General features: G+C 71.5%; 17 protein-coding genes. 14 read left to right on the top strand and 3 right to left on the bottom strand.

Annotated features, from left to right (window positions below):
- On the bottom strand, window positions 1-993 hold the full coding sequence (locus QCN29_RS21835; RefSeq protein ID WP_279930201.1) for an LLM class flavin-dependent oxidoreductase: 993 nt from the start codon (window positions 991-993) through the stop codon (window positions 1-3).
- 460 nt (window positions 994-1,453) lie between these two features.
- On the opposite strand from QCN29_RS21835, the gene ftsY reads away from it, so the two are divergent.
- A complete protein-coding gene (ftsY, locus tag QCN29_RS21830) occupies window positions 1,454-2,677 on the top strand; it encodes a signal recognition particle-docking protein FtsY (protein WP_279930200.1) in 1,224 nt (407 codons plus the stop codon).
- 152 nt (window positions 2,678-2,829) lie between these two features.
- Here the strand turns inward: ftsY and QCN29_RS21825 are convergent, their stop codons facing one another.
- The gene (locus tag QCN29_RS21825) at window positions 2,830-3,507 is read right to left on the bottom strand and encodes a bifunctional DNA primase/polymerase (protein ID WP_279930199.1); all 678 of its coding nucleotides are present in this window, start codon (window positions 3,505-3,507) and stop codon (window positions 2,830-2,832) included.
- A 597-nt stretch (window positions 3,508-4,104) separates the two neighbouring features.
- Here QCN29_RS21825 and nsdA point away from each other — a divergent pair.
- The 6 genes from nsdA (at window position 4,105) to ftsH (ending at window position 13,790) form a co-directional block, all read left to right on the top strand.
- On the top strand, window positions 4,105-5,571 hold the full coding sequence (nsdA, locus tag QCN29_RS21820) for a transcriptional repressor NsdA (protein ID WP_279930198.1): 1,467 nt from the start codon (window positions 4,105-4,107) through the stop codon (window positions 5,569-5,571).
- Window positions 5,572-5,876: 305 nt separating this feature from the next.
- Window positions 5,877-7,178, top strand: coding sequence for an ammonium transporter (locus QCN29_RS21815; protein WP_279930197.1), 1,302 nt, complete (start codon window positions 5,877-5,879; stop codon window positions 7,176-7,178).
- On the top strand, window positions 7,175-7,513 hold the full coding sequence (locus QCN29_RS21810; RefSeq protein WP_279930196.1) for a P-II family nitrogen regulator: 339 nt from the start codon (window positions 7,175-7,177) through the stop codon (window positions 7,511-7,513). Before QCN29_RS21815 ends, QCN29_RS21810 begins: the two co-directional genes overlap by 4 nt.
- Before the next feature lie 48 nt (window positions 7,514-7,561).
- On the top strand, window positions 7,562-10,048 hold the full coding sequence (locus tag QCN29_RS21805; protein ID WP_279930195.1) for a [protein-PII] uridylyltransferase: 2,487 nt from the start codon (window positions 7,562-7,564) through the stop codon (window positions 10,046-10,048).
- Window positions 10,049-10,145: 97 nt separating this feature from the next.
- Window positions 10,146-11,699 (top strand): signal recognition particle protein, encoded by a 1,554-nt coding sequence (gene ffh / locus QCN29_RS21800; protein ID WP_279930193.1) that lies wholly within the window; start codon window positions 10,146-10,148, stop codon window positions 11,697-11,699.
- Window positions 11,700-11,861: 162 nt separating this feature from the next.
- Window positions 11,862-13,790 carry an ATP-dependent zinc metalloprotease FtsH gene (gene ftsH, locus QCN29_RS21795; RefSeq protein WP_279930192.1) on the top strand — a complete coding sequence of 643 codons (1,929 nt, stop codon included), beginning with the start codon at window positions 11,862-11,864 and terminating at the stop codon, window positions 13,788-13,790.
- Window positions 13,791-13,925: 135 nt separating this feature from the next.
- Here ftsH and QCN29_RS21790 read toward each other — a convergent pair whose 3' ends face one another.
- Window positions 13,926-14,843 (bottom strand): class I SAM-dependent methyltransferase, encoded by a 918-nt coding sequence (locus QCN29_RS21790; RefSeq protein ID WP_279930190.1) that lies wholly within the window; start codon window positions 14,841-14,843, stop codon window positions 13,926-13,928.
- A gap of 223 nt (window positions 14,844-15,066) precedes the next feature.
- On the opposite strand from QCN29_RS21790, the gene proS reads away from it, so the two are divergent.
- The 7 genes from proS to rplS all read left to right on the top strand — a co-directional run bounded on the left by proS (window position 15,067) and on the right by rplS (window position 20,225).
- Window positions 15,067-16,482, top strand: coding sequence for a proline--tRNA ligase (proS, locus tag QCN29_RS21785; RefSeq protein WP_279930189.1), 1,416 nt, complete (start codon window positions 15,067-15,069; stop codon window positions 16,480-16,482).
- A 117-nt stretch (window positions 16,483-16,599) separates the two neighbouring features.
- Window positions 16,600-17,229, top strand: a complete 630-nt coding sequence (locus QCN29_RS21780; protein WP_240136830.1) for a hypothetical protein — start codon at window positions 16,600-16,602, stop codon at window positions 17,227-17,229.
- Window positions 17,230-17,554: 325 nt separating this feature from the next.
- Entirely contained in the window at window positions 17,555-17,998 is a 444-nt protein-coding gene (gene rpsP, locus QCN29_RS21775; RefSeq protein ID WP_279930187.1) for a 30S ribosomal protein S16, read from the top strand.
- Between the two features lie 2 nt (window positions 17,999-18,000).
- The gene (locus QCN29_RS21770) at window positions 18,001-18,240 is read left to right on the top strand and encodes an RNA-binding protein (protein WP_240136832.1); all 240 of its coding nucleotides are present in this window, start codon (window positions 18,001-18,003) and stop codon (window positions 18,238-18,240) included.
- Between the two features lie 94 nt (window positions 18,241-18,334).
- Window positions 18,335-18,922, top strand: coding sequence for a ribosome maturation factor RimM (gene rimM, locus QCN29_RS21765; protein ID WP_279930185.1), 588 nt, complete (start codon window positions 18,335-18,337; stop codon window positions 18,920-18,922).
- A complete protein-coding gene (gene trmD / locus QCN29_RS21760; RefSeq protein ID WP_279930184.1) occupies window positions 18,922-19,743 on the top strand; it encodes a tRNA (guanosine(37)-N1)-methyltransferase TrmD in 822 nt (273 codons plus the stop codon). The genes rimM and trmD overlap by 1 nt, the downstream gene beginning before the upstream one ends.
- 131 nt (window positions 19,744-19,874) lie before the next feature.
- Window positions 19,875-20,225 (top strand): 50S ribosomal protein L19, encoded by a 351-nt coding sequence (rplS, locus tag QCN29_RS21755; RefSeq protein ID WP_279930183.1) that lies wholly within the window; start codon window positions 19,875-19,877, stop codon window positions 20,223-20,225.
- The last annotated feature ends 10 nt before the right edge of the window (window positions 20,226-20,235 follow it).

Below are 20,235 nucleotides of genomic sequence, written 5' to 3'. Positions count from 1 at the left end.
TCAACCCACTGCCGCCCCGGCTCGCCCCTTGAGCCGGGGCAGCACGTTCTCGCAGAACAGATGCATGCTGCGCCAGCCCTCGTCCACCGGCAGCCCGCCGCACAGCGGATGCAGCACCACGCCCGCCGCGCCCTGATGAAGGCACTGGGCTGGCGTCAGCACCCGGTAGACACCCTCGCGCCGCAGCTCCTCGACCGTCGTCGCCGCCGACCGCACCGCGGATCTGACGTCCTTCGACTGCCAGGAGGCATACATACGGGCCTCGTGCAGAAAGCACTCCCCGTGCTGAGCCCAGACGCGGTCCGGGTCCTCTGCCAGATGCACCAGAGGCGTGCGCTCCGCGGGCATCATGCAGAAGCCGTCCGTCCCGTACCGGGCGCGCACTTCCTCGTAGTACGCCCGCAGCTCCGGCAGATGCGCGCTGGGGAAGAACGGCAGCCCGAAGCGCGCCGCACGCCGGGCCGCCGCCCGTGAGGAGCCGCCGACCAGCAGCGTCGGATGCGGCCGGGTGTACGGGCGCGGGGTGACCGTCACCGTGCGGCCCCGGAACGAGAACGGCTCACCCCGCCAGGCCGTGAGCAGGGTCTCGACCAGCTCGTCCTGGAGCAGACCGCGCCTGCCCCACTCCACGCCCAGCTGCTCGTACTCCGCGGGCCGGTAGCCGATCCCGGCCACCGTGATCAGCCGCCCCTTGCCGATCAGATCCAGCACGGCGATGTCCTCGGCCAGCCGCAGCGGGTCGTACAGCGGGCCGATGATCGCCGAGACGGTGATCGAGATACGGTGCGTGGCGCCGAGCACCGCCCCCGCGAAGACGAAGGGGGAGGGCAGCCAGTTGTCCTGCGCGCCGTGGTGCTCCTCCGTCTGCACGGTGTCGATTCCGCGGTCATCGGCGTACGCGGCCATCTCCAGCGCCGCCCGGTAGCGCTCCGCCAGCGCCTTGGGCGTTCCTGCGGGGTCGACGAGGTTGAACCGGACCACGGTGAACGCCATGGGGAGCCCCCTGAAGCCGAGTGAACCTGGCGAAGTGCGACGCTAGCTGACATGGCATCAGTTGGACAGGGTGCGGACGTGCGCCTCCCGTCGGCGGCCGGCTCCGCGCCGACCGCCGCCGCGCCCGACCGGTGCGCTCCCCGGCGGGTACGGGACCGAAAGGCGCCGCTCTCCGTCGCGCCTTCGGTCGCGGAGGCCACGGGGCATGCGGGCGCTCCGTACGACGGGCCGGCGCCGTGGCGGCTGGGCGGCCGTGGCGGCAGGACGGCTGTGGCGAGAGGGCGGCTGGCGGCCGGGGCGGCCGTGGCGGGCAGGCGGCAGGCCCGCAGGCGCAGGCGGCAAGCAGGAAGCCTGCAAGATCGTGTGGATCGACCAAAAGGTCCAAACGGGGCCGGAAGTCGTTGTGTGACCCTCCCGGACCGTCGACCGCGGCCGGCGGTGGCCGATACTGGGTGGCGTTATGGACATCGTCATCCTTGCTGTAGTCATCGCCCTGGTCGCGATCGGCGCGATCAGCGGGCTGGTGGTCGGCAGTCGCAAGAAGAAGCAGCTGCCCTCCCCGCCGCCGCCCAGCGCGCCGACCATCACCGCTCCGCCCGCCGAGCCGCACGTCGGCGACGAGGCGGAGACACCGCGCGACGAGCCGCGCCGCACCATCGAAGAAGTCGGCCTCCCCGAAGCCGAGCAGGCGGTCGAGACGCCGGTGGCGGTGGAGGGCCCGGTCATCGCCGAGCCCGCCGCCCCCGAGATCGAGATCCCCGAGCCCACGGCCGGCCGCCTCGTCCGGCTGCGTGCCCGCCTCGCCCGCTCGCAGAACTCCCTCGGCAAGGGGCTGCTCACCCTGCTGTCCCGCGAGCACCTCGACGAGGACACCTGGGAGGAGATCGAGGACACCCTCCTCACCGCCGATGTGGGCGTCGCCTCCACCCAGGAGCTGGTCGAGCGGCTGCGCGAGCGGGTGAAGGTCCTCGGCACCCGCACCCCGGAGCAGCTGCGCACCCTGCTCCGCGAGGAGCTGCTCACCCTGGTCGGCGCCGACCTCGACCGCGAGGTCAAGACGGAGAGCGGACTTGAGACCCCGGGCGTCGTCATGGTCGTCGGCGTCAACGGCACCGGAAAGACCACCACCACCGGCAAGCTGGCGCGGGTTCTGGTCGCCGACGGGCGCTCGGTCGTGCTGGGCGCGGCCGACACCTTCCGCGCGGCGGCCGCCGACCAGCTCCAGACATGGGGTGAGCGGGTCGGCGCGCGCACCGTGCGCGGCCCCGAGGGCGGCGACCCGGCCTCCATCGCCTTCGACGCGGTCAAGGAGGGCATCGCGGAGAGCGCCGATGTCGTCCTGATCGACACGGCGGGCCGGCTGCACACCAAGACCGGTCTGATGGACGAGCTGGGGAAGGTCAAGCGCGTCGTGGAGAAGCATGGCCCGCTGGACGAGGTCCTGCTGGTCCTGGACGCCACGACCGGCCAGAACGGCCTGGTGCAGGCGAGGGTCTTCGCGGAGGTCGTGGACATCACCGGCATCGTGCTGACCAAGCTGGACGGCACGGCGAAGGGCGGCATCGTCGTCTCCGTCCAGCGCGAGCTGGGTGTGCCGGTGAAGCTGGTGGGGCTGGGCGAGGGCCCGGACGATCTGGCGCCCTTCGAGCCGGAGGCCTTCATCGACGCCCTGATCGGCGACTGAGCGGAAGCCCTCTACGGCCTTGTCCGGCACAGGCCCCTGCGCGGCGGCCGGTCAGACGGGGGCCGCACCAGAGGACCGCCACGGGCGAGCGCCCCACCGCATGGTGCAGATGCAGTGGGGCGCTCCCATGTATATCCCGGCGTGCGCGTCGGTCACCGGGTCACAGGCGACCGATGGCAGATATACGCCAAGGTGCCCAGTAGCAGCCTGGCCTGCGGCGGAGCGCCGGCGGTGTCCAGCGACGGCGGCCGCAGCCAGCGGGCGGGCCCCAGGCCGGCGTGGTCCGACGGCGGCGCGGTGATGTACGCCCCCGGGCCCAGGCAGCGCAGATCCAGATCCGCGTCGTCCCATCCCATGCGGTAGAGCAGCTCAGGCAGATCGGCCGCGGCCCCCGGGGCGACGAAGAACTGGCAGCGCCCGTCCGGCGTCGCCGACACCGGCCCGAGCGGCAGCCCCATGCGCTCCAGCCGGAGCAGCGCGCGCCGCCCGGCGGGCGCCGCGACGTCCAGGACGTCGAAGTCGCGGCCGGCCGGCAGCAGCAGCGCCGCCCCCGGAACCTCCGACCAGGCTTTCGTCGCGTCGTCGAGCGTCGCGCCGGAAGGGACCTCAAGAGCGAAGTCGAGCGGGTGCGCCCCCGGGGACGCGCAGCACGGATCGCCGCACGAGCACACGCCGTCCGCGGCCCGGGCGCCCGGGACTACGGACCAGCCCCACAATCCCGTGTACTCGGCCACCGCCGTGCAGTCGTTCGTCCGGCCGCGCCGCCATGAGCCGGGCCGGAGCTGACCGATCCCGCTGATCCCCCGGCTGCCGCCGATCGTGAAGCCCATGCCCCCTCCAACGGGTGGATGTCGCCGGTGGTTACGACCTGAAGTCTCCCTGTGACCGAGCGTCGCCGGCGGTAGGGATTCGGCGGCGCACAGTGGCATAAGGGGTGGTGCGGACAGCTGCGAGCGCCCCCGCGGGCAACAGTCCACTGCCTCCCGATCGTCATGGGTTCAGTGAATCGCGACTCGCGGCAGTCGGGTTCATTCGCAGGGGTGGCGAATGGTGGCGTTTACTCAATCCCCCTCGCTGGACCCGTGATCGTAGGACTACTTTGGGTGCGCGAGCTCTGGAGTTCAGCGCACCAGCGGGTATGCCGCAGGCAACTCGCCACCGTGTGCGTGTGGTTCGAAGGAGCTCCGCGTCCGTCACGGGCCACCGCGACAGGCGGCATTCTGATGGGGCTTTCGAGGGATCCGGCGGGAAGCGAGCCAGCGGCAGCCGGATCGGGAGAAGCAGGCAACCGGTTCCGGGCGGGGCGGAACCGAGCGGAACCGACACGACAGATTCGGCGACCCGGCCGCTCGACCGAGCGGAGGGCGGCGACAAGGACGACGAGGCCGACGTCACTACTTCGGCGAAGGCGAACAGGGGGCACATCAGTGGGCGGCAGCGGCGCAGACGGTACATCCGCCGGCAAGCGCCCGAACGAGCAGTTGGGCTCGTGGTTCGTGCGCAGCGGCTGGTCCAAGGGCGAGCTCGCGCGTCAAGTGAACCGCCGGGCGCGCCAGATGGGCGCACACCACATCAGCACGGACACCTCTCGGGTGCGCCGCTGGCTCGACGGCGAGCAGCCGCGCGAGCCGATCCCGCGGATCCTCTCCGAACTGTTCTCCGAACGCTTCGGCAGCGTCGTCGCCGTGGAGGACCTCGGTCTGCGGGCAGGCCATCAGTCACCCTCCGTGTCCGGAGTGGACCTTCCCTGGGCGGGCCCGCAGACCGTCTCCCTGCTGAGCGAGTTCTCGCGCAGCGACCTGATGCTGGCCCGCCGGGGCTTCCTCGGCACCTCGCTGGCGCTGGCCGCGGGACCCGCGCTCATCGAACCCATGCAGCGCTGGCTGGTGCCCACCCCGCCGGGTGAGAGCCCCGCCCCCGCCCCCGGCAGCCGGCCGGCCCGGCTCTCCCAGCCCGAGCTGGACCTGCTGGAATCCACCACCGCCATGTTCCGCACCTGGGACGCCCAGTGCGGCGGCGGGCTCCGCCGCAAAGCCGTCGTCGGACAGCTGCACGAGGTCACCGACCTTTTGCAGGAGCCCCAGCCGCCCGCCACCGCCAAGCGGCTGTTCAAATGCGCTGCGGAGCTGGCCGAGCTGGCCGGCTGGATGAGCTATGACGTCGGCCTCCAGCCCACCGCCCAGAAGTACTTCGTCCTCGGGCTGCACGCCGCCAAGGAAGCGGGAGAGAAGTCACTCGGCTCCTACATCCTCTCCTCCATGAGCCGCCAGATGATCCACCTCGGACGGCCCGACGACGCCCTGGAACTCATCCACCTCGCGCAGTACGGCAGCCGTGACTGCGCCACCGCGCGCACCCAGGCCATGCTGTATGCGATGGAGGCCCGCGCCTACGCGAACATGGGCCAGCCCAGCAAGACCAAGCGGGCCGTCCGCATGGCGGAGGACACCTTCTCCGACGTGGGCCTGGACGGCGAGCCGGAACCCGACTGGATCCGCTTCTTCTCCGAAGCGGAACTCAACGCCGAAAACGCTCACTCCTACCGCGACCTCGCCTATGTCGCGGGCCGCAGCCCCACCTACGCGTCGCTCGCCGAACCGCTGATGGAGCGCGCCGTCCAGCTCTTCGGCGAGGACAAGGTGCACCAGCGGTCGTACGCACTCAATCTGATCGGCATGGCCACCGTCCATCTGCTGAAGCGGGAGCCCGAGCAGGCCACGACGCTGGCCGGCAAGGCGCTCGGGACCGCGAAGTCGGTCCGCTCGGAGCGGGTCAACACCCGGCTGCGCAAGACCGTGGACACGGCCGCACGCGACTTCGGGGACGTGCCGGAAGTCGTCCAGTTCACCGACTACCTCACCACTCAGCTCCCCGAGACGGCCGAAGCCGTCTAGGACCGGAGCACCCACCGGAACCCCGGCCGCGACGCCCACCCCCTACAGGCCGACTCGGCTCCCCCACGCCAGGTCAGACAGGTGGCCGTCGCGGCCGGCCGTGCGACGTGCCGCAGATGGTATCTGCGGCCCCCCGCCCCCACCCGCCGGTTCATGGGCCTGTAACACGCCGGACTTCTTCGTCACTGGCGTGAAACATCGAGCTGCTCTGACCGAAACGGCGCTGCGCCACGCTCCTCAGCACAGTCGGCCCACCCCCACGGCATCCGCACGGGCCGTTCCGACCCACTGAGGAGACGCTGGCCTTGAATGGCGCAGATACAGCATTCGTATTGATCAGTGCCGCGCTCGTCATGCTGATGACGCCCGGCTTGGCCTTCTTCTACGGCGGCATGGTCCGCGTGAAGAGCGCCCTCAACATGCTCATGATGTCCTTCATCTCGCTCGGCATCGTCAGCGTGCTGTGGGTGCTCTACGGGTACTCGCTCACTTTCGGTGACGACATCGGCGCGGGCCTGCTCGGCAACTTCGACCACATCGGGTTCCAGGGCATCAACGCGGAGACGCTGACCGGCGAGGGCGGCATCCCCGTCTTCGCGTTCGCGCTCTTCCAGCTGATGTTCGCCGTCCTGACCCCCGCCCTGATGAGCGGCGCCCTCGCCGACCGCGTGAAGTTCACCGCCTGGTCGCTGTTCATCGCCCTGTGGGTGACCGTGGTCTACTTCCCGGTCGCACACTGGGTGTGGCAGGCCGACGGATGGCTCTACAAGCTTGAGGTGATCGACTTCGCCGGCGGCACCGCCGTCCACATCAACGCGGGCATCGGCGCGCTCGCCGCCGTCCTCGTCGTCGGCAAGCGCATCGGCTTCAAGAAGGACGCCATGCGGCCGCACAGCCTGCCGCTCGTCGTCCTGGGCGCCGCACTGCTGTGGTTCGGCTGGTTCGGCTTCAACGCCGGCTCCGCCCTCGCCGCCGACGGCACCGCGGCCACCATGGCCTTCAACACCCAGATCGCCACCGGCGCCGCCATGATCGGCTGGCTGATCTACGAGCGCATCCGCCACGGCGCGCTCACCACGCTGGGCGCCGCCTCCGGCGCCATCGCCGGTCTGGTCGCCATCACCCCGTCGGGCGCCCACGTCAACCCCTTCGGCGCCCTCCTCATCGGCGTCGTCGCCGGCGCCGTCTGCTCCTGGGCCGTCAGCCTCAAGTTCAAGCTGGGCTACGACGACTCCCTCGACGTGGTCGGCGTCCACCTCGTCGGCGGCGTCGTCGGCACCCTGCTCGTCGGCGTCCTCGCCGTCGACGGCGTGGGCGGCTTCTCCCAGCTGGGCAAGCAGGCTGTCGGCGCCTTCGCGGTCATGGGCTACTCCTTCGTCGTCTCCTGGATCCTCGCCAAGTTCGTCGATGTGACCATCGGCTTCCGGGCCTCCGAGGACGACGAGGTCAGCGGTGTCGACATGGCCTTCCACGCCGAGTCCGCCTATGACTTCAGCGCTGTGGGAGGCTCGCCCGCGGGCCGTGCCGTCGCCGCGCCGACCGCCGACCAGGACGGGACCTCCGCTGCCGCGCAGCAGCAGTCGCAGAACAAGAAGGTGGACGCATGAAGCTCATCACCGCAGTCGTGAAGCCGCACAAGCTGGACGAGATCAAGGAGGCCCTCCAGGCCTTCGGCGTCCAGGGCCTCACGGTCACCGAGGCCAGCGGCTACGGCCGGCAGCGCGGCCACACCGAGGTCTACCGGGGCGCGGAGTACCAGGTCGACCTGGTACCCAAGATCCGCATCGAGGTGCTCGTCGAGGACGACGACGCCGAGGAACTGGTCAATGTGATCGTCAAGGCCGCCCGCACCGGGAAGATCGGCGACGGCAAGGTATGGGCCCTGCCCGTCGACACGGCCGTACGGGTCCGCACCGGCGAACGCGGCCCGGACGCGCTGTAAGCCGCACCGGACCGACCACGCCGGACACGGAAAAAAAGGAGCTGCTGGGTGACGAGCCTCGATCTGACTGCCGAAGCCGAAGACTCGGGACCCAGCGGCTACGCGGCGGCCCGGCTGCGCCTTCTCACCGAGAAGGCGCAGCCCGGGCCGCCGCGCCGTGCCGCGCTCGCCGAGCTCACCGACTCCTGGCTGGCCGCGCTCTTCACCGCCGCCGCCCAGGACACCGGCGTCCGCGGCGCCGCGCTGGTCGCCGTCGGCGGCTACGGCAGGGGAGAGCTGTCCCCGCGCAGCGACCTCGACCTGCTGCTGCTTGCCGACGGCTCGGCCGACCCCGGCGCGCTCGCCGCGCTCGCCGACCGCCTCTGGTACCCGGTCTGGGACCTCGGCCTCGCCCTCGACCACTCCGTACGCACCCCGGCCGAGGCCCGCAAGACCGCGGGGGAGGACCTCAAGGTCCAGCTGGGGCTGCTCGACGCGCGCCTTGTCGCAGGAGACCTCGGCATGGTCGCAGGGCTGCGCACCGCCGTCCTCGCCGACTGGCGCAACCAGGCCCCCAAACGCCTCCCCGAACTGCGTGAACTCTGCTGTGAACGCGCAGAACGCCAGGGCGAACTCCAGTTTCTGCTGGAGCCCGACCTCAAGGAGGCCCGCGGCGGGCTGCGGGACGCCACCGCACTGCGCGCCGTGGCTGCCTCCTGGCTCGCCGACGCGCCCCGCGAAGGGCTCGCCGACGCGCGCAGGCAGCTCCTCGACGCCCGCGACGCACTGCATCTGACCACCGGACGCGCCACCGACCGCCTCGCCCTCCAGGAACAGGACCAGGTCGCCGATGCCCTCGGCCTGCTCGACGCCGACGCCCTGCTCCGCCAGGTGTACGAGGCCGCCCGTACCGTCTCGTACGCCTCCGACGTCACCTGGCGCGAAGTCGGCCGGGTCCTCAAGGCCCGCTCGGCCCGCCCCCGGCTCCGCGCGCTGATCGGCGGCGGGCGCACCCCGCAACCGGATCGCAGCCCGCTCGCGGAGGGCGTCGTCGAACAGGAAGGCGAAGCGGTCCTGGCCCGCGCCGCCCGGCCCGAGCGCGACCCGGTGCTGCCGCTGCGCGCCGCCGCGGCCGCCGCCCAGTCCGGACTGCCCCTCTCCCTGCACACCGCACGCCGCCTCTCGGCAGCCGCCCGGCCGCTGCCCGTGCCCTGGCCCGCCGAGGCCCGCGAGGAGCTCGTCACGCTCCTCGGCGCGGGTGAGGCGACCGTGCCCGTATGGGAGGCGCTGGAGGCCGAAGGGCTGATCACCCGGCTGCTGCCCGACTGGGAGCGCGTACGGTGCCGGCCACAGCGCAACCCCGTGCACACCTTCACCGTCGACCGCCACCTCGTCGAGACCGCCGTCCGCGCCGCCTCGCTCACCCGGCGGGTCGGCCGCCCCGACCTGCTGCTGGTCGCCGCCCTCCTGCATGACATCGGCAAGGGCTGGCCCGGGGACCACTCCGTCGCGGGAGAGGTCATCGCCCGCGACGTCGCCGCCCGGATCGGCTTCGACACCGCGGACGTGGCCGTCGTCGCCACCCTCGTACGCAACCATCTGCTGCTGATCGACACCGCCACCCGGCGCGACCTGGACGATCCCGCGACCGTCGCCTCCGTCGCCCAGGCCGTCGGCTCCGCCGGCACCCTGGAGCTGCTGCACGCCCTGACCGAGGCCGACGCCCTGGCCACCGGGCCCGCCGCCTGGTCCTCCTGGCGCGCCTCGCTGGTGGCCGACCTGGTCAAACGCGTCGGCGCGGTCCTCGCGGGCGACACCCCCGCCGAACCGGACCCCGGCGAGCCCAGCGCGGAACAGGAGCGCCTCGCCGTCGAGGCCGTCCGCACCGGCGAACCGGCGCTCGCCCTGCACACGCAGAGCGAGCCGCCGGCGGAGGCCGAGTCCCACGGCGAGTCCCACGGCGAGTCCCAGGCCCCAGAGGCCGTCGGCGTCGAGTTGCTGATCGCGCTCCCCGACCAGCCCGGCGTCCTGCCCGCCGCGGCCGGCGTGCTGGCCCTGCACCGCCTCACCGTCCGCGCCGCCGACCTGCGCGCCATCGAACTGCCCAGCGAGCTGGGCCGCCGCTCGGATGTGCTGCTGCTGAGCTGGCGGGTCGCCGCCGAGTACGGCTCCCTGCCGCAGGCGGCCCGGCTGCGCGCCGATCTCGTACGCGCCCTCGACGGCTCCCTCGACATCGCCTCCCGCCTCGCCGAACGCGAGGCCGCCTACCCGCGCCGCCGCGGAGTGGCGGCCCCGCCGCCCCGTGTGACGGTCGCCCCGACGGGTTCCGCCCGTGCCACGGTCATCGAGATCCGTGCCCAGGACGCCCCCGGACTGCTGCACCGCATCGGGCGTGCGCTGGAGGACGCGCGGGTACGGGTGCGCAGCGCGCATGCCTCCACGCTGGGGGCGAACGCGGTGGACGCCTTCTATGTGACGGGCCCGGAGGGCGCGCCGCTGCCGGCCGAGGAGGCGGCACGGGTGGCCGGGGAGCTCGAGGCGGCCCTGCGGGTGTGAGGTGAGACCGCCCACAGGGCAGACCGCACCATGGGCGGCCGGATACCCTGGAGGACACTGTCCGCCTTCCCCCGAGACCTGAGGATCCGCGACCACCGTGTTCGATACCCTCTCCGACCGCTTGGCGAATACCTTCAAGAACCTGAGGGGCAAGGGCCGCCTCAGCGAGGCGGACATCGACGCCACGGCACGCGAGATCCGCATCGCCCTGCTCGAGGCGGATGTGGCGCTCCCGGTCGTCCGGGCCTTCATCAAGCAGATCAAGGAACGCGCGCTCGGCGTCGAGGTCTCGAAGGCCCTCAACCCCGCCCAGCAGGTCATCAAGATCGTCAACGAGGAGCTGATCGGCATCCTCGGCGGCGAGACCCGCCGGCTCCGGTTCGCCAAGCAGCCGCCGACCGTGATCATGCTGGCCGGTCTGCAGGGCGCGGGCAAGACCACCCTCGCCGGAAAGCTCGGCCAGTGGCTCAAGACCCAGGGCCACTCCCCGCTGCTCGTCGCCTGCGACCTCCAGCGGCCCAACGCCGTCAACCAGCTCTCCGTCGTCGCGGAGCGGGCCGGCGTCGGGATCTACGCGCCGGAGCCCGGCAACGGCGTGGGCGACCCGGTGCAGGTCGCCAAGGACTCCATCGAGTACGCGAAGTCGAAGGTCCACGACATCGTGATCGTGGACACCGCCGGCCGGCTGGGCATCGACCAGGAGATGATGCAGCAGGCCGCGGACATCCGAGACGCGGTCCAGCCGGACGAGATCCTTTTCGTCGTCGACGCGATGATCGGTCAGGACGCGGTCAACACCGCGGAGGCCTTCCGCGACGGCGTTGGCTTCGACGGCGTGGTGCTCTCCAAGCTCGACGGCGACGCCCGCGGCGGCGCCGCCCTGTCGATCGCGCATGTCACCGGGCGCCAGATCATGTTCGCCTCCAACGGCGAGAAGCTGGACGACTTCGACGCGTTCCACCCGGACCGCATGGCGTCCCGCATCCTCGGCATGGGCGACATGCTCAGCCTGATCGAGAAGGCCGAGCAGACCTTCAGCCAGGAAGAGGCCGCCAAGATGGCCTCCAAGCTGGCGTCCAGCAAGGGCAAGGACTTCACGCTGGACGACTTCCTGGCCCAGATGGAGCAGGTCCGCAAGATGGGCTCCATCAGCAAGCTCCTCGGCATGCTGCCCGGCATGGCCCAGATGAAGGACCAGATCAACAGCATCGACGAGCGGGACGTCGACCGCACCGCCGCGATCATCAAGTCGATGACTCCGGGCGAGCGCAACGACCCGACGGTCATCAACGGCTCGCGCCGGGCCCGTATCGCCCGCGGTTCGGGTGTGGACGTCAGCGCGGTGAAGAACCTGGTGGAGCGGTTCTTCGAGGCGCGCAAGATGATGTCGCGCATGGCACAGGGCGGCGGCATGCCCGGAATGCCGGGCATGCCCGGCATGGGGGGCGGCCCCGGCCGTCAGAAGAAGCAGCAGAAGCAGGCCAAGGGCAAGCGCAAGAGCGGCAACCCGATGAAGCGCAAGGCCGAGGAGCAGGCCGCCGCGGAGCGCAGGCAGGCCGCCCAGCAGCAGGGCGGGGCGTTCGGCCTCCCGCCCGGGCAGCCGGGCAAGGACTTCGAGCTGCCGGACGAGTTCAAGAAGTTCATGGGCTGATCCCCAGCTTCACGGGCCCGTGGCCGGGACGGACGGCCGCGGGCCCTCGGCATGTCTGCCGGGCAGCCGCGCCGGGGACGCCGTTGGACGCCGCTGACTGGCGGCGGACCCGCACCTGTGGGGAGATGGGCACAGGCGCCGGCGCAGAGGAGGGCAGCCAGCGTGGCCAACTCCGTACCTCCGCGCGACCGCACCGACCAGCCGTGGCGCTCCGAGGGCGCGCCGCCGCCGTCCCCGCCGAAGCGGCGGATTCCGGGCGGCTGGGGCTGGCTGCTGGTCGCGGTGGTGGCCGTCTTCCTGCTGACCAATCTGGTGCTGTCGCTGACGGGGGACGACGAGCCGACGACGGTCTCGTACACGGAGTTCAGCAAGCAGGTCGAAGACGGCAATGTGGAGAGGATCTACGCCAAGGGCGACCAGATCCAGGGCGATCTGAAGCAGAGCGCGCCGGTGCCCAACGGCGACGGCGGCACCTACGACCGGTTCGCCACCCAGCGGCCCGCTTTCGCCGACGACGATCTGTGGGCGGAGCTGACCCGGCAGAACGTCGTGGTCACGGCGGAGCCGGTGTACGAGGAACCGAACCTGCTGACCAATGTGCTGATCTCGCTCGCGCCGATCCTGCTGCTGGTCGCGCTGTGGGTGTTCATCACACGGCGGATGGCGTCCCGGCTGGGCGGCGCCGGGGGGATGCTGGGCCGCAAGGCGCCGCCCAGACCCGTCGAGCTGGAGACCGGCAGGCGCACCACGTTCGCCGACGTGGCGGGCATCGACGAGGTGCAGGGCGAGCTGAACGACGTCGTCGACTTCCTCAAGAACCCGGACGCCTACCGGCGGATGGGTGCGCGGATGCCCGGCGGCGTGCTGCTGTCGGGGCCGCCCGGGACCGGGAAGACGCTGCTGGCGCGGGCGGTGGCCGGTGAGGCGGGGGTGCCGTTCTTCTCGGCGTCGGCGTCGGAGTTCATCGAGATGATCGTGGGCGTGGGGGCGTCGCGGGTCCGGGAGCTCTTCGCCGAGGCACGCAAGGTGGCCCCCGCGATCATCTTCATCGACGAGATCGACACGATCGGGCGGGCGCGGGGCGGCGGCGCGGCGATGGGCGGCCACGACGAGCGCGAGCAGACGCTGAACCAGATCCTCACGGAGATGGACGGCTTCACCGGGTCGGAGGGGGTGGTCGTGGTCGCGGCTACCAACCGCGCCGACGTGCTGGACCCGGCGCTGACCCGGCCGGGGCGCTTCGACCGCACGGTGAGCGTCAGCCCCCCGGACCGGGGCGGGCGTGAGGCGATCCTGCGCATCCACACCCGGTACATCCCGCTCGACGCGAGAGTCGACCTGGCACAGGTGGCGCGCACCACCCCTGGGATGACGGGCGCGGATCTGGCCAATCTGGCGAACGAGGCGGCGCTGCTCGCGGTGAAGCGGGGGCGGCGCGAGGTGACCCAGTCGGATCTGTCCGAGGCGTTGGAGAAGGTCCAACTCGGCGCGGAACGGCCCTTGGTGATGCCGCCCGAGGAACGCCGCCGCACCGCCTACCACGAGAGCGGCCACGCCCTGCTCGGCATGCTCCAGCCGGGCGCCGACCCCGTCCGCAAGGTGACCATCGTGCCGCGGGGCCGGGCGCTGGGCGTGACGCTCTCCACGCCGGAGGCGGACCGGTACGCGTACACGGAGGAGTATCTGCGCGGCCGCATCGTGGGGGCGCTGGGCGGGATGGCCGCGGAGGAGGTGGTGTTCGGTGTGGTGACCACCGGGTCGGAGAGCGACCTGGAGCAGGTGACCGTGCTGGCGCGGGGGATGGTCGGGCGCTGGGGGATGAGCGAGCGGGTGGGGCGGCTGACGGCGATCCCGAGCGATGCGCAGCAGGCGTACGGGCTGTCGGCCGCGCCGGGAACGCTGGATGCGGTGGACACGGAGATGCGGCGGATCGTCGACGAGTGCTACGAGAGCGCATGCCGTCAGCTGCGCGACAACCGGGACCGCCTGGACTCTCTGGCGGGGGCGCTCCTGCAGAACGAGACCCTTGAAGAGGATGCCGCCTATGCCGCCGCGGGCATCCCCCGTCTGACGAAGGACCAGGAGACCTGAGACTCGCCCGCCCCCGCCGGGGCGGCGCGTCCGCGCCGCGCAAGGCCCGGTCCCCTCCAGGGGGCTGGGGCCAGGCCCCGGTCTCGGGACGGGACGGCGGAAGCTCGGGGCGGGACGGCGGAAGGGAGAAGGGCGCTACGCCGTCCGGGTGATCAGGTACCGGAAGACGTTCGGCATCCACACCGTCCCGTCCCCCCGCCGATACGGCTCCAGCGCCTCGTCGATCTCCTTCCGCACCTGTGCCTGGTCCGTCGCCCGCACCGCCTCCGAGTACAGCCCCGTCGACAACAGCCCCCGCACGGCGCTGTCGGCGTCGGCGTAGCCGAACGGGCAGGCCACGCGTCCCGAGCCGTCGGGCGCCAGGCCGGCCTTGGCGGCGACGTCCTCCAGGTCGTCCCGCAGGGCTGGACGCCAGGCGTCGCCCGGGCGGCCGTCCTCGGTGCGCAGACGTTCCGTCAGCCGGTCTGCGACCCGCAGGACTCCGGAGGTGGCGCAGCGCTCCGGCGGCCCCCATCCGGTGAGCACGACGGCGGCCCCGCGCGGGGCCAGCCGCACGGCCGCTTCGAGTTCCGCGACGAGTGCCTCGCAGTCGTCCGCCGTACAGCCGATCGGGTGAAACGCGACGATGACGTCGAAGGGGCCGGCCGACGCCGCGTCCGACGCCGCACCCTCCACGAGCACGGCGCGGGCCCGCCCGCCGTCCCCGCCGCCCGCGTCATCGGCGGAATCCAGCCGCTGTCGCGCCAGCGCCAGCCGCTCGAGGTCCGTGTCCACACCGGTCACTTCCGCCCCGCGGGCCGCTGCGAGCAGCAGTGCCAGCCCGGAGCCGCAGCCCAGGCCCAGGACTCTGGTCCCGGGACCGACCTCCAGGCGCTCGTACACCGCCTCGTACAGCGGCGCCAGCATCCGTTCCTGGATCTCGGCCCAGTCGCGGGCGGAGGCGGCGGCAGCGGACGTGTGCGCCGCGCTATGCGCCGTCGTGTCGTACCGGCCGTGCCGGCGGTGCTGGTGATCCTGGCGGTCCTGACGGTGCTGGACGAGCGTAGGAGTCATCGAAAGCGCCCCAATCCGACGAGCCGACGTGAGATCGCCCCCGTGTGCGTGCGTTGCGCTCCCCCCGGTGCCCTCCCCCTGTATGCCAGAGAACTCCGCATGCCTCCCCGCGTCCAGAGGGTGTGTGCGATTGCTTCGTGCCCCGGGCGTGCGCCCCAGTTGAGCCGCTTGATTCTCTTGCTGAATTCCCTTTTCCAACACTTCTCGCCGTACCATGCGCGCCATGGCAAAGGCACCCGTTCTCACGCCCCAGGCGGAAGACTTCCCACGCTGGTACCAGGACCTGATCAACAAGGCCGAGCTGGCGGACAACGGCCCGGTGCGCGGCACCATGGTCATCCGGCCGTACGGATACGGTCTGTGGGAGCGGATGCAGCAGGAGATGGACGCCCGCATCAAGGCGGCGGGCGCCTTGAACGCCTACTTCCCGCTCTTCATCCCCCAGTCTTACCTGACGAGGGAAGCTGAGCACGTCGAGGGATTCGCGCCGGAGCTGGCCGTGGTCACGCACGGCGGCGGCAAGGAGCTGGAGGAGCCCGTCGTCGTACGGCCCACCTCCGAGACGATCATCAACGACTACTTCTCGAAGTGGGTGCAGAGCTACCGGGATCTGCCGCTGCTGATCAACCAGTGGGCGAACGTGGTCCGTTGGGAGATGCGCCCGCGCGTCTTCCTGCGCACGACGGAGTTCCTGTGGCAGGAGGGGCACACCGCCCACGCCACATATGAGGACGCCCGTGACTATGCGGCCCACATCCACCGGAACGTCTACGCGGACTTCATGGAGAACGTCCTGGCGATCGACGTGGTGCTGGGCCGCAAGACGCCGCGCGAGCGCTTCGCGGGAGCCGTCAACACCCTCACCCTGGAAGGGATGATGGGCGACGGCAAGGCCCTGCAGATGGGTACCAGCCATGAGCTGGGGACCAACTTCTCCAAGGCGTTCAACACCACGTATCTGTCCAAGGAGGGCAGGCAGGAGCTCGCCTGGCAGACCTCCTGGGGCTCCTCCACCCGGATGGTCGGCGGGCTGATCATGTCCCACGGCGATGACGCAGGACTGCGGGTCCCGCCGCGTCTGGCCCCGGTCCAGGCGGTGGTGCTGGCCATCAAGGGCGACGACGCGGTGCTCGCCAAGGTCCGCGAGATCGGCGAACGGCTGACGGCCGCGGGCGTGCGGGTGCAGGTCGACGACCGCACGGACACGCCGTTCGGCCGCCGGGCCGTGGACTGGGAGCTCAAGGGCGTCCCGGTGCGGATCGAGGTCGGCCCGCGCGATCTGGAGGCGGGGACCGCGATGCTGGCGCGCCGGATCGCCGGCGGGAAGGAACCGGTGCGCATCGAGTCGCTTGCCGAACTGCTCCCGAAGGTCCTCGAAGAGGACCAGGCGCTGCTGCTGAAGCAGTCCCGGGACCGTCGCGAGGCCCGGACCAGCGACGTCTCCACGGTCACGGAGGCCGCAGAGGCGGCGAACGCCGGCGGCTGGGCCCGGATCCCGTGGGCGACTTTGGGCCAGGAGGGTGAGGCCGTCCTCGCGGAGCAGGCCGTGTCGGTACGCTGCCTGATCGCGGAGGACGGTTCCGTGCCGGAGTCGGACGACGAGCCCGGCGCGGTCGCCGTCGTGGGGCGCGCCTACTGAATGCGGCGGGCTCCGGTGGCCGCCCTCGGCGCTGTCAGGTACGTACCACCTTGGTGGGAGCTGTGTTGGCTCAATGGAAACTGACGGGTACGTGCAAATTATTTGAGATGCCCCGGAATGGAACCCGTGAGCGCTGCGGCTCGTTATCACGACGTGAGCACGACACCACCTGTTCTCGCAGCGGAGCTGGCACAGGCGTGGGCCGACATTCAACGGCACCACCCCGAGCTGCCGGATCTCGCCGCGCCAGAGTCCCTGATCGGAGAATCCTCGTCCGCTTGCGGCGCGGAGCTCTCCTTCGAGCGGCTGCTCCACGAGGCAGTCCACGGCATCGCCGCCGCGCGCGGCGTCCGTGACACCTCGCGTGCCGGCCGCTACCACAACCGCCGATTCCTGGCGATCGCCGAGGAGATGGGCCTGGACCACCCGGAGGAGCCACATCCCAGCAGCGGCTTCTCACTGGTGACGCTCAACCCCGAGGCGAAACGGCGCTATCGGCCCACGATCGAGAGACTGCAGCGCGCCCTGCGGGCGCACACGGCCGCCACGGCCGCCGACACCAAACGCTCCTTCCGCGGGCCGGCCGCCCGGCACGGCTCGTCGGGCGGCGGGGTGAGGGTGAAGGCCGTGTGCGACTGCGGGCGCAATGTCAGGGTCGTCCCCTCGGTGCTCGCCCAGGCGCCGATCGTCTGCGGCGGCTGCGGCAAACCCTTCCGCATCCCGGAGGCCCTGGGCGCGGCGAGCTGATCCGCGGTCCGCGCCTGACCGGGTCCGTGCCCGGCTCCCGGCACCGGTCACCGCCTGACCTGGTCCGCGCCCGGCGCCCGCCCGCGGCCCGACCCGCTCCGGACGCAGAGACCGGCCGCACAGCCGCGCCGGCCGGTGGCGTGCGGGCTGCGGGGGTACGCCGCTGCACCTCGCGGCGGTGTGGCACAATGGCTAGCTGTACTCGACAGCCGCACAGGACCCCTCTCGCCTCCGGCTGGCGCGTCCATCGGGCACCCCGAGTACCGCAACCCCACGTGGCATCTCGTTGTGCCCCACCACGTCAACACCAGGAGACACCACTCCCGTGGCAGTCAAGATCAAGCTGAAGCGTCTGGGCAAGATCCGTTCGCCTCACTACCGCATCGTCGTCGCCGACTCCCGCACCCGCCGTGACGGCCGGGCCATCGAGGAGATCGGCCTGTACCACCCGGTGCAGAACCCCTCCCGCATCGAGGTCGACTCGGAGCGTGCCCAGTACTGGCTGTCCGTCGGCGCCCAGCCGACCGAGCCGGTCCTCGCGATCCTGAAGCTCACCGGCGACTGGCAGAAGCACAAGGGCCTGCCGGCTCCCGAGCCGCTGAAGGTCGCCGAGCCGAAGGACAAGCGCGCCGCGTTCGAGGCCTTCACCAAGGCCCTCGAGGGCGACGAGGCCAAGGGTGAGGCCATCACCCCCAAGGCCAAGAAGGCCGACAAGAAGGCGGACGAGGCTGCTGAGGCGGCCGAGTCCACCGAGTCGACCGAGGCCTGAGCATGCTCGAGGAGGCTCTCGAGCACCTCGTGAAGGGCATCGTCGACTACCCGGACGATGTGCACGTGGCCTCGCGCAACCTGCGCCGCGGACGCGTGCTCGAGGTCCGGGTCCACCCCGACGATCTCGGCAAGGTGATCGGCCGCAACGGCCGCACCGCACGCGCGCTGCGCACCGTCGTAGGCGCCATCGGCGGCCGTGGCATCCGCGTCGACCTCGTCGACGTGGACCAGGTCCGCTGATCAGTTGGCTGTTTTACCTTCAGAGCGCCGGCGCGGGCCGGGGAGGGCTTACGGGCCCGCCCCGGCCCGTCGCCGTACGACAGGAGCAATGAGCGTGCAGTTGGTAGTCGCGCGGATCGGCCGTGCCCACGGCATCAAGGGCGAGGTCACCGTCGAGGTGCGGACCGACGAGCCGGAGCTGAGACTCGGCCCCGGCGCCGTACTGGCCACCGAGCCGGCCTCCGTCGGCCCGCTGGCCATCGAGTCCGGCCGGGTGCACAGCGGCAGGCTGCTGCTGCGCTTCGAGGGCGTACGCGACCGCAACGCCGCGGAGGCGCTGCGCAACACCCTCCTCATCGCGGAGGTCGACCCGGACGAGCTCCCCGAAGACCCCGACGAGTACTACGACCACCAGCTCATGGATCTGGACGTCGTCCTCGCCGACGGGACCGCCGTCGGGCGGATCACCGAGATCTCGCATCTGCCGTCGCAGGATCTGTTCATCGTGGAGCGCCCCGACGGCAGCGAGGTCATGATCCCGTTCGTCGAGGAGATCGTCACCGAGATCGACCTCGAAGAGCAGCGGGCCGTCATCACGCCGCCGCCCGGCCTCATCGACGACGGTCAGGCGGAGATCGCCTCCCCCGGGACGGCGGACGGCGCGTCGGCGGACGGCGCGTCGGCGGACGGGGGCGGCGACTGATGCGGCTCGACGTCGTCACGATCTTCCCCGAGTATCTGGAGCCGCTGAACGTCTCGCTCGTCGGCAAGGCCCGCGCCCGCGGGCAGCTCGGAGTGCATGTCCACGACCTGCGGGACTGGACCTACGACCGGCACAGCACCGTCGACGACACCCCCTACGGCGGCGGCCCCGGCATGGTGATGAAGACCGAGCCCTGGGGCGAGGCGCTGGACCAGATCCTCGCGGACGGCTATGAGTCGGGCGCCCGCGAACCCGCCCTCGTCGTCCCCACGCCGAGCGGCCGCCGCTTCACCCAGGAGGTCGCCCTCGAGCTCTCCCGGAAACCGTGGCTGATCTTCACCCCCGCCAGGTACGAGGGCATCGACCGCCGGGTCGCCGACGAGTACGCCACCCGGATGCCGGTGTACGAGGTGTCCATCGGGGACTATGTGCTGGCTGGCGGCGAGGCCGCTGTCCTGGTCATCACGGAGGCCGTGGCCCGGCTGCTGCCCGGAGTCCTCGGCAACGCCGAGTCCCACCGCGACGACTCCTTCGCCCCGGGCGCGATGGCCGACCTCCTGGAAGGGCCCGTCTACACCAAGCCCCCCGAGTGGCGCGGACGCGCCATCCCCGAGGTCCTGCTCAGCGGCCACCACGGGAAGATCGCCCGCTGGCGCCGGGACGAGGCCTTCCGCCGCACCGCCCGCAACCGGCCCGACCTGATCGAGCGCTGTGACGCCGCCGCCTTCGACAAGAAGGACCGGGAGATCCTCTCCATCCTGGGCTGGGAGCCGGAGCCCGACGGCCGATTTTGGCGCAGACGGGCGGACGTGGAAGAATGAGCCGCTGCTGTGCGTCCGGCCGGCGCCCCTGCCACAGGGGGACCGACGCCCGCCCGATGTGTACGGCACCCTGATTCTCATCACGATCATTCCGCTGATGACCTGTGGCATCGGCGAGGAAGCAGACCACCATGGCCCACCTGCTCGACGACGTCAACGCCGCTTCGCTGCGCACCGACGTCCCCGCCTTCCGCCCCGGCGACACCGTGAACGTCCACGTGCGCGTCATCGAGGGCAACCGCTCCCGCATCCAGCAGTTCAAGGGCGTCGTCATCCGCCGCCAGGGCGCTGGCGTGAGCGAGACCTTCACGGTCCGCAAGGTCTCCTTCTCCGTCGGCGTCGAGCGCACCTTCCCGGTGCACAGCCCGATCTTCGAGAAGATCGAGCTCGTCACCCGCGGTGATGTCCGCCGTGCCAAGCTGTACTACCTGCGTGAGCTGCGCGGCAAGGCTGCGAAGATCAAGGAGAAGCGCGAGAGCTGAGCCCTGCTGC

The sequence above is a fragment of the Streptomyces chengmaiensis genome, from assembly GCF_029846775.1.
In the GTDB taxonomy this organism is placed as follows: domain Bacteria; phylum Actinomycetota; class Actinomycetes; order Streptomycetales; family Streptomycetaceae; genus Streptomyces; species Streptomyces chengmaiensis.
The sequence above is the reverse complement of the archived record's forward strand: the minus strand, read 5'-3'. Positions and strand labels throughout refer to the sequence as shown.

Excerpts from the sequence above, each read along its gene's own strand:
- QCN29_RS21835 (WP_279930201.1), bottom strand. The coding sequence starts at position 993 with ATGGCGTTCACCGTGGTCCGGTTCAACCTCGTCGACCCCGCAGGAACG.
- ftsY (WP_279930200.1), top strand. The coding sequence starts at position 1,454 with ATGGACATCGTCATCCTTGCTGTAGTCATCGCCCTGGTCGCGATCGGC.
- QCN29_RS21825 (WP_279930199.1), bottom strand. The coding sequence starts at position 3,507 with ATGGGCTTCACGATCGGCGGCAGCCGGGGGATCAGCGGGATCGGTCAG.
- QCN29_RS21810 (WP_279930196.1), top strand. The coding sequence starts at position 7,175 with ATGAAGCTCATCACCGCAGTCGTGAAGCCGCACAAGCTGGACGAGATC.
- QCN29_RS21790 (WP_279930190.1), bottom strand. The coding sequence starts at position 14,843 with ATGACTCCTACGCTCGTCCAGCACCGTCAGGACCGCCAGGATCACCAG.
- proS (WP_279930189.1), top strand. The coding sequence starts at position 15,067 with ATGGCAAAGGCACCCGTTCTCACGCCCCAGGCGGAAGACTTCCCACGC.
- QCN29_RS21780 (WP_240136830.1), top strand. The coding sequence starts at position 16,600 with ATGGAACCCGTGAGCGCTGCGGCTCGTTATCACGACGTGAGCACGACA.
- QCN29_RS21770 (WP_240136832.1), top strand. The coding sequence starts at position 18,001 with ATGCTCGAGGAGGCTCTCGAGCACCTCGTGAAGGGCATCGTCGACTAC.
- trmD (WP_279930184.1), top strand. The coding sequence starts at position 18,922 with ATGCGGCTCGACGTCGTCACGATCTTCCCCGAGTATCTGGAGCCGCTG.
- rplS (WP_279930183.1), top strand. The coding sequence starts at position 19,875 with ATGGCCCACCTGCTCGACGACGTCAACGCCGCTTCGCTGCGCACCGAC.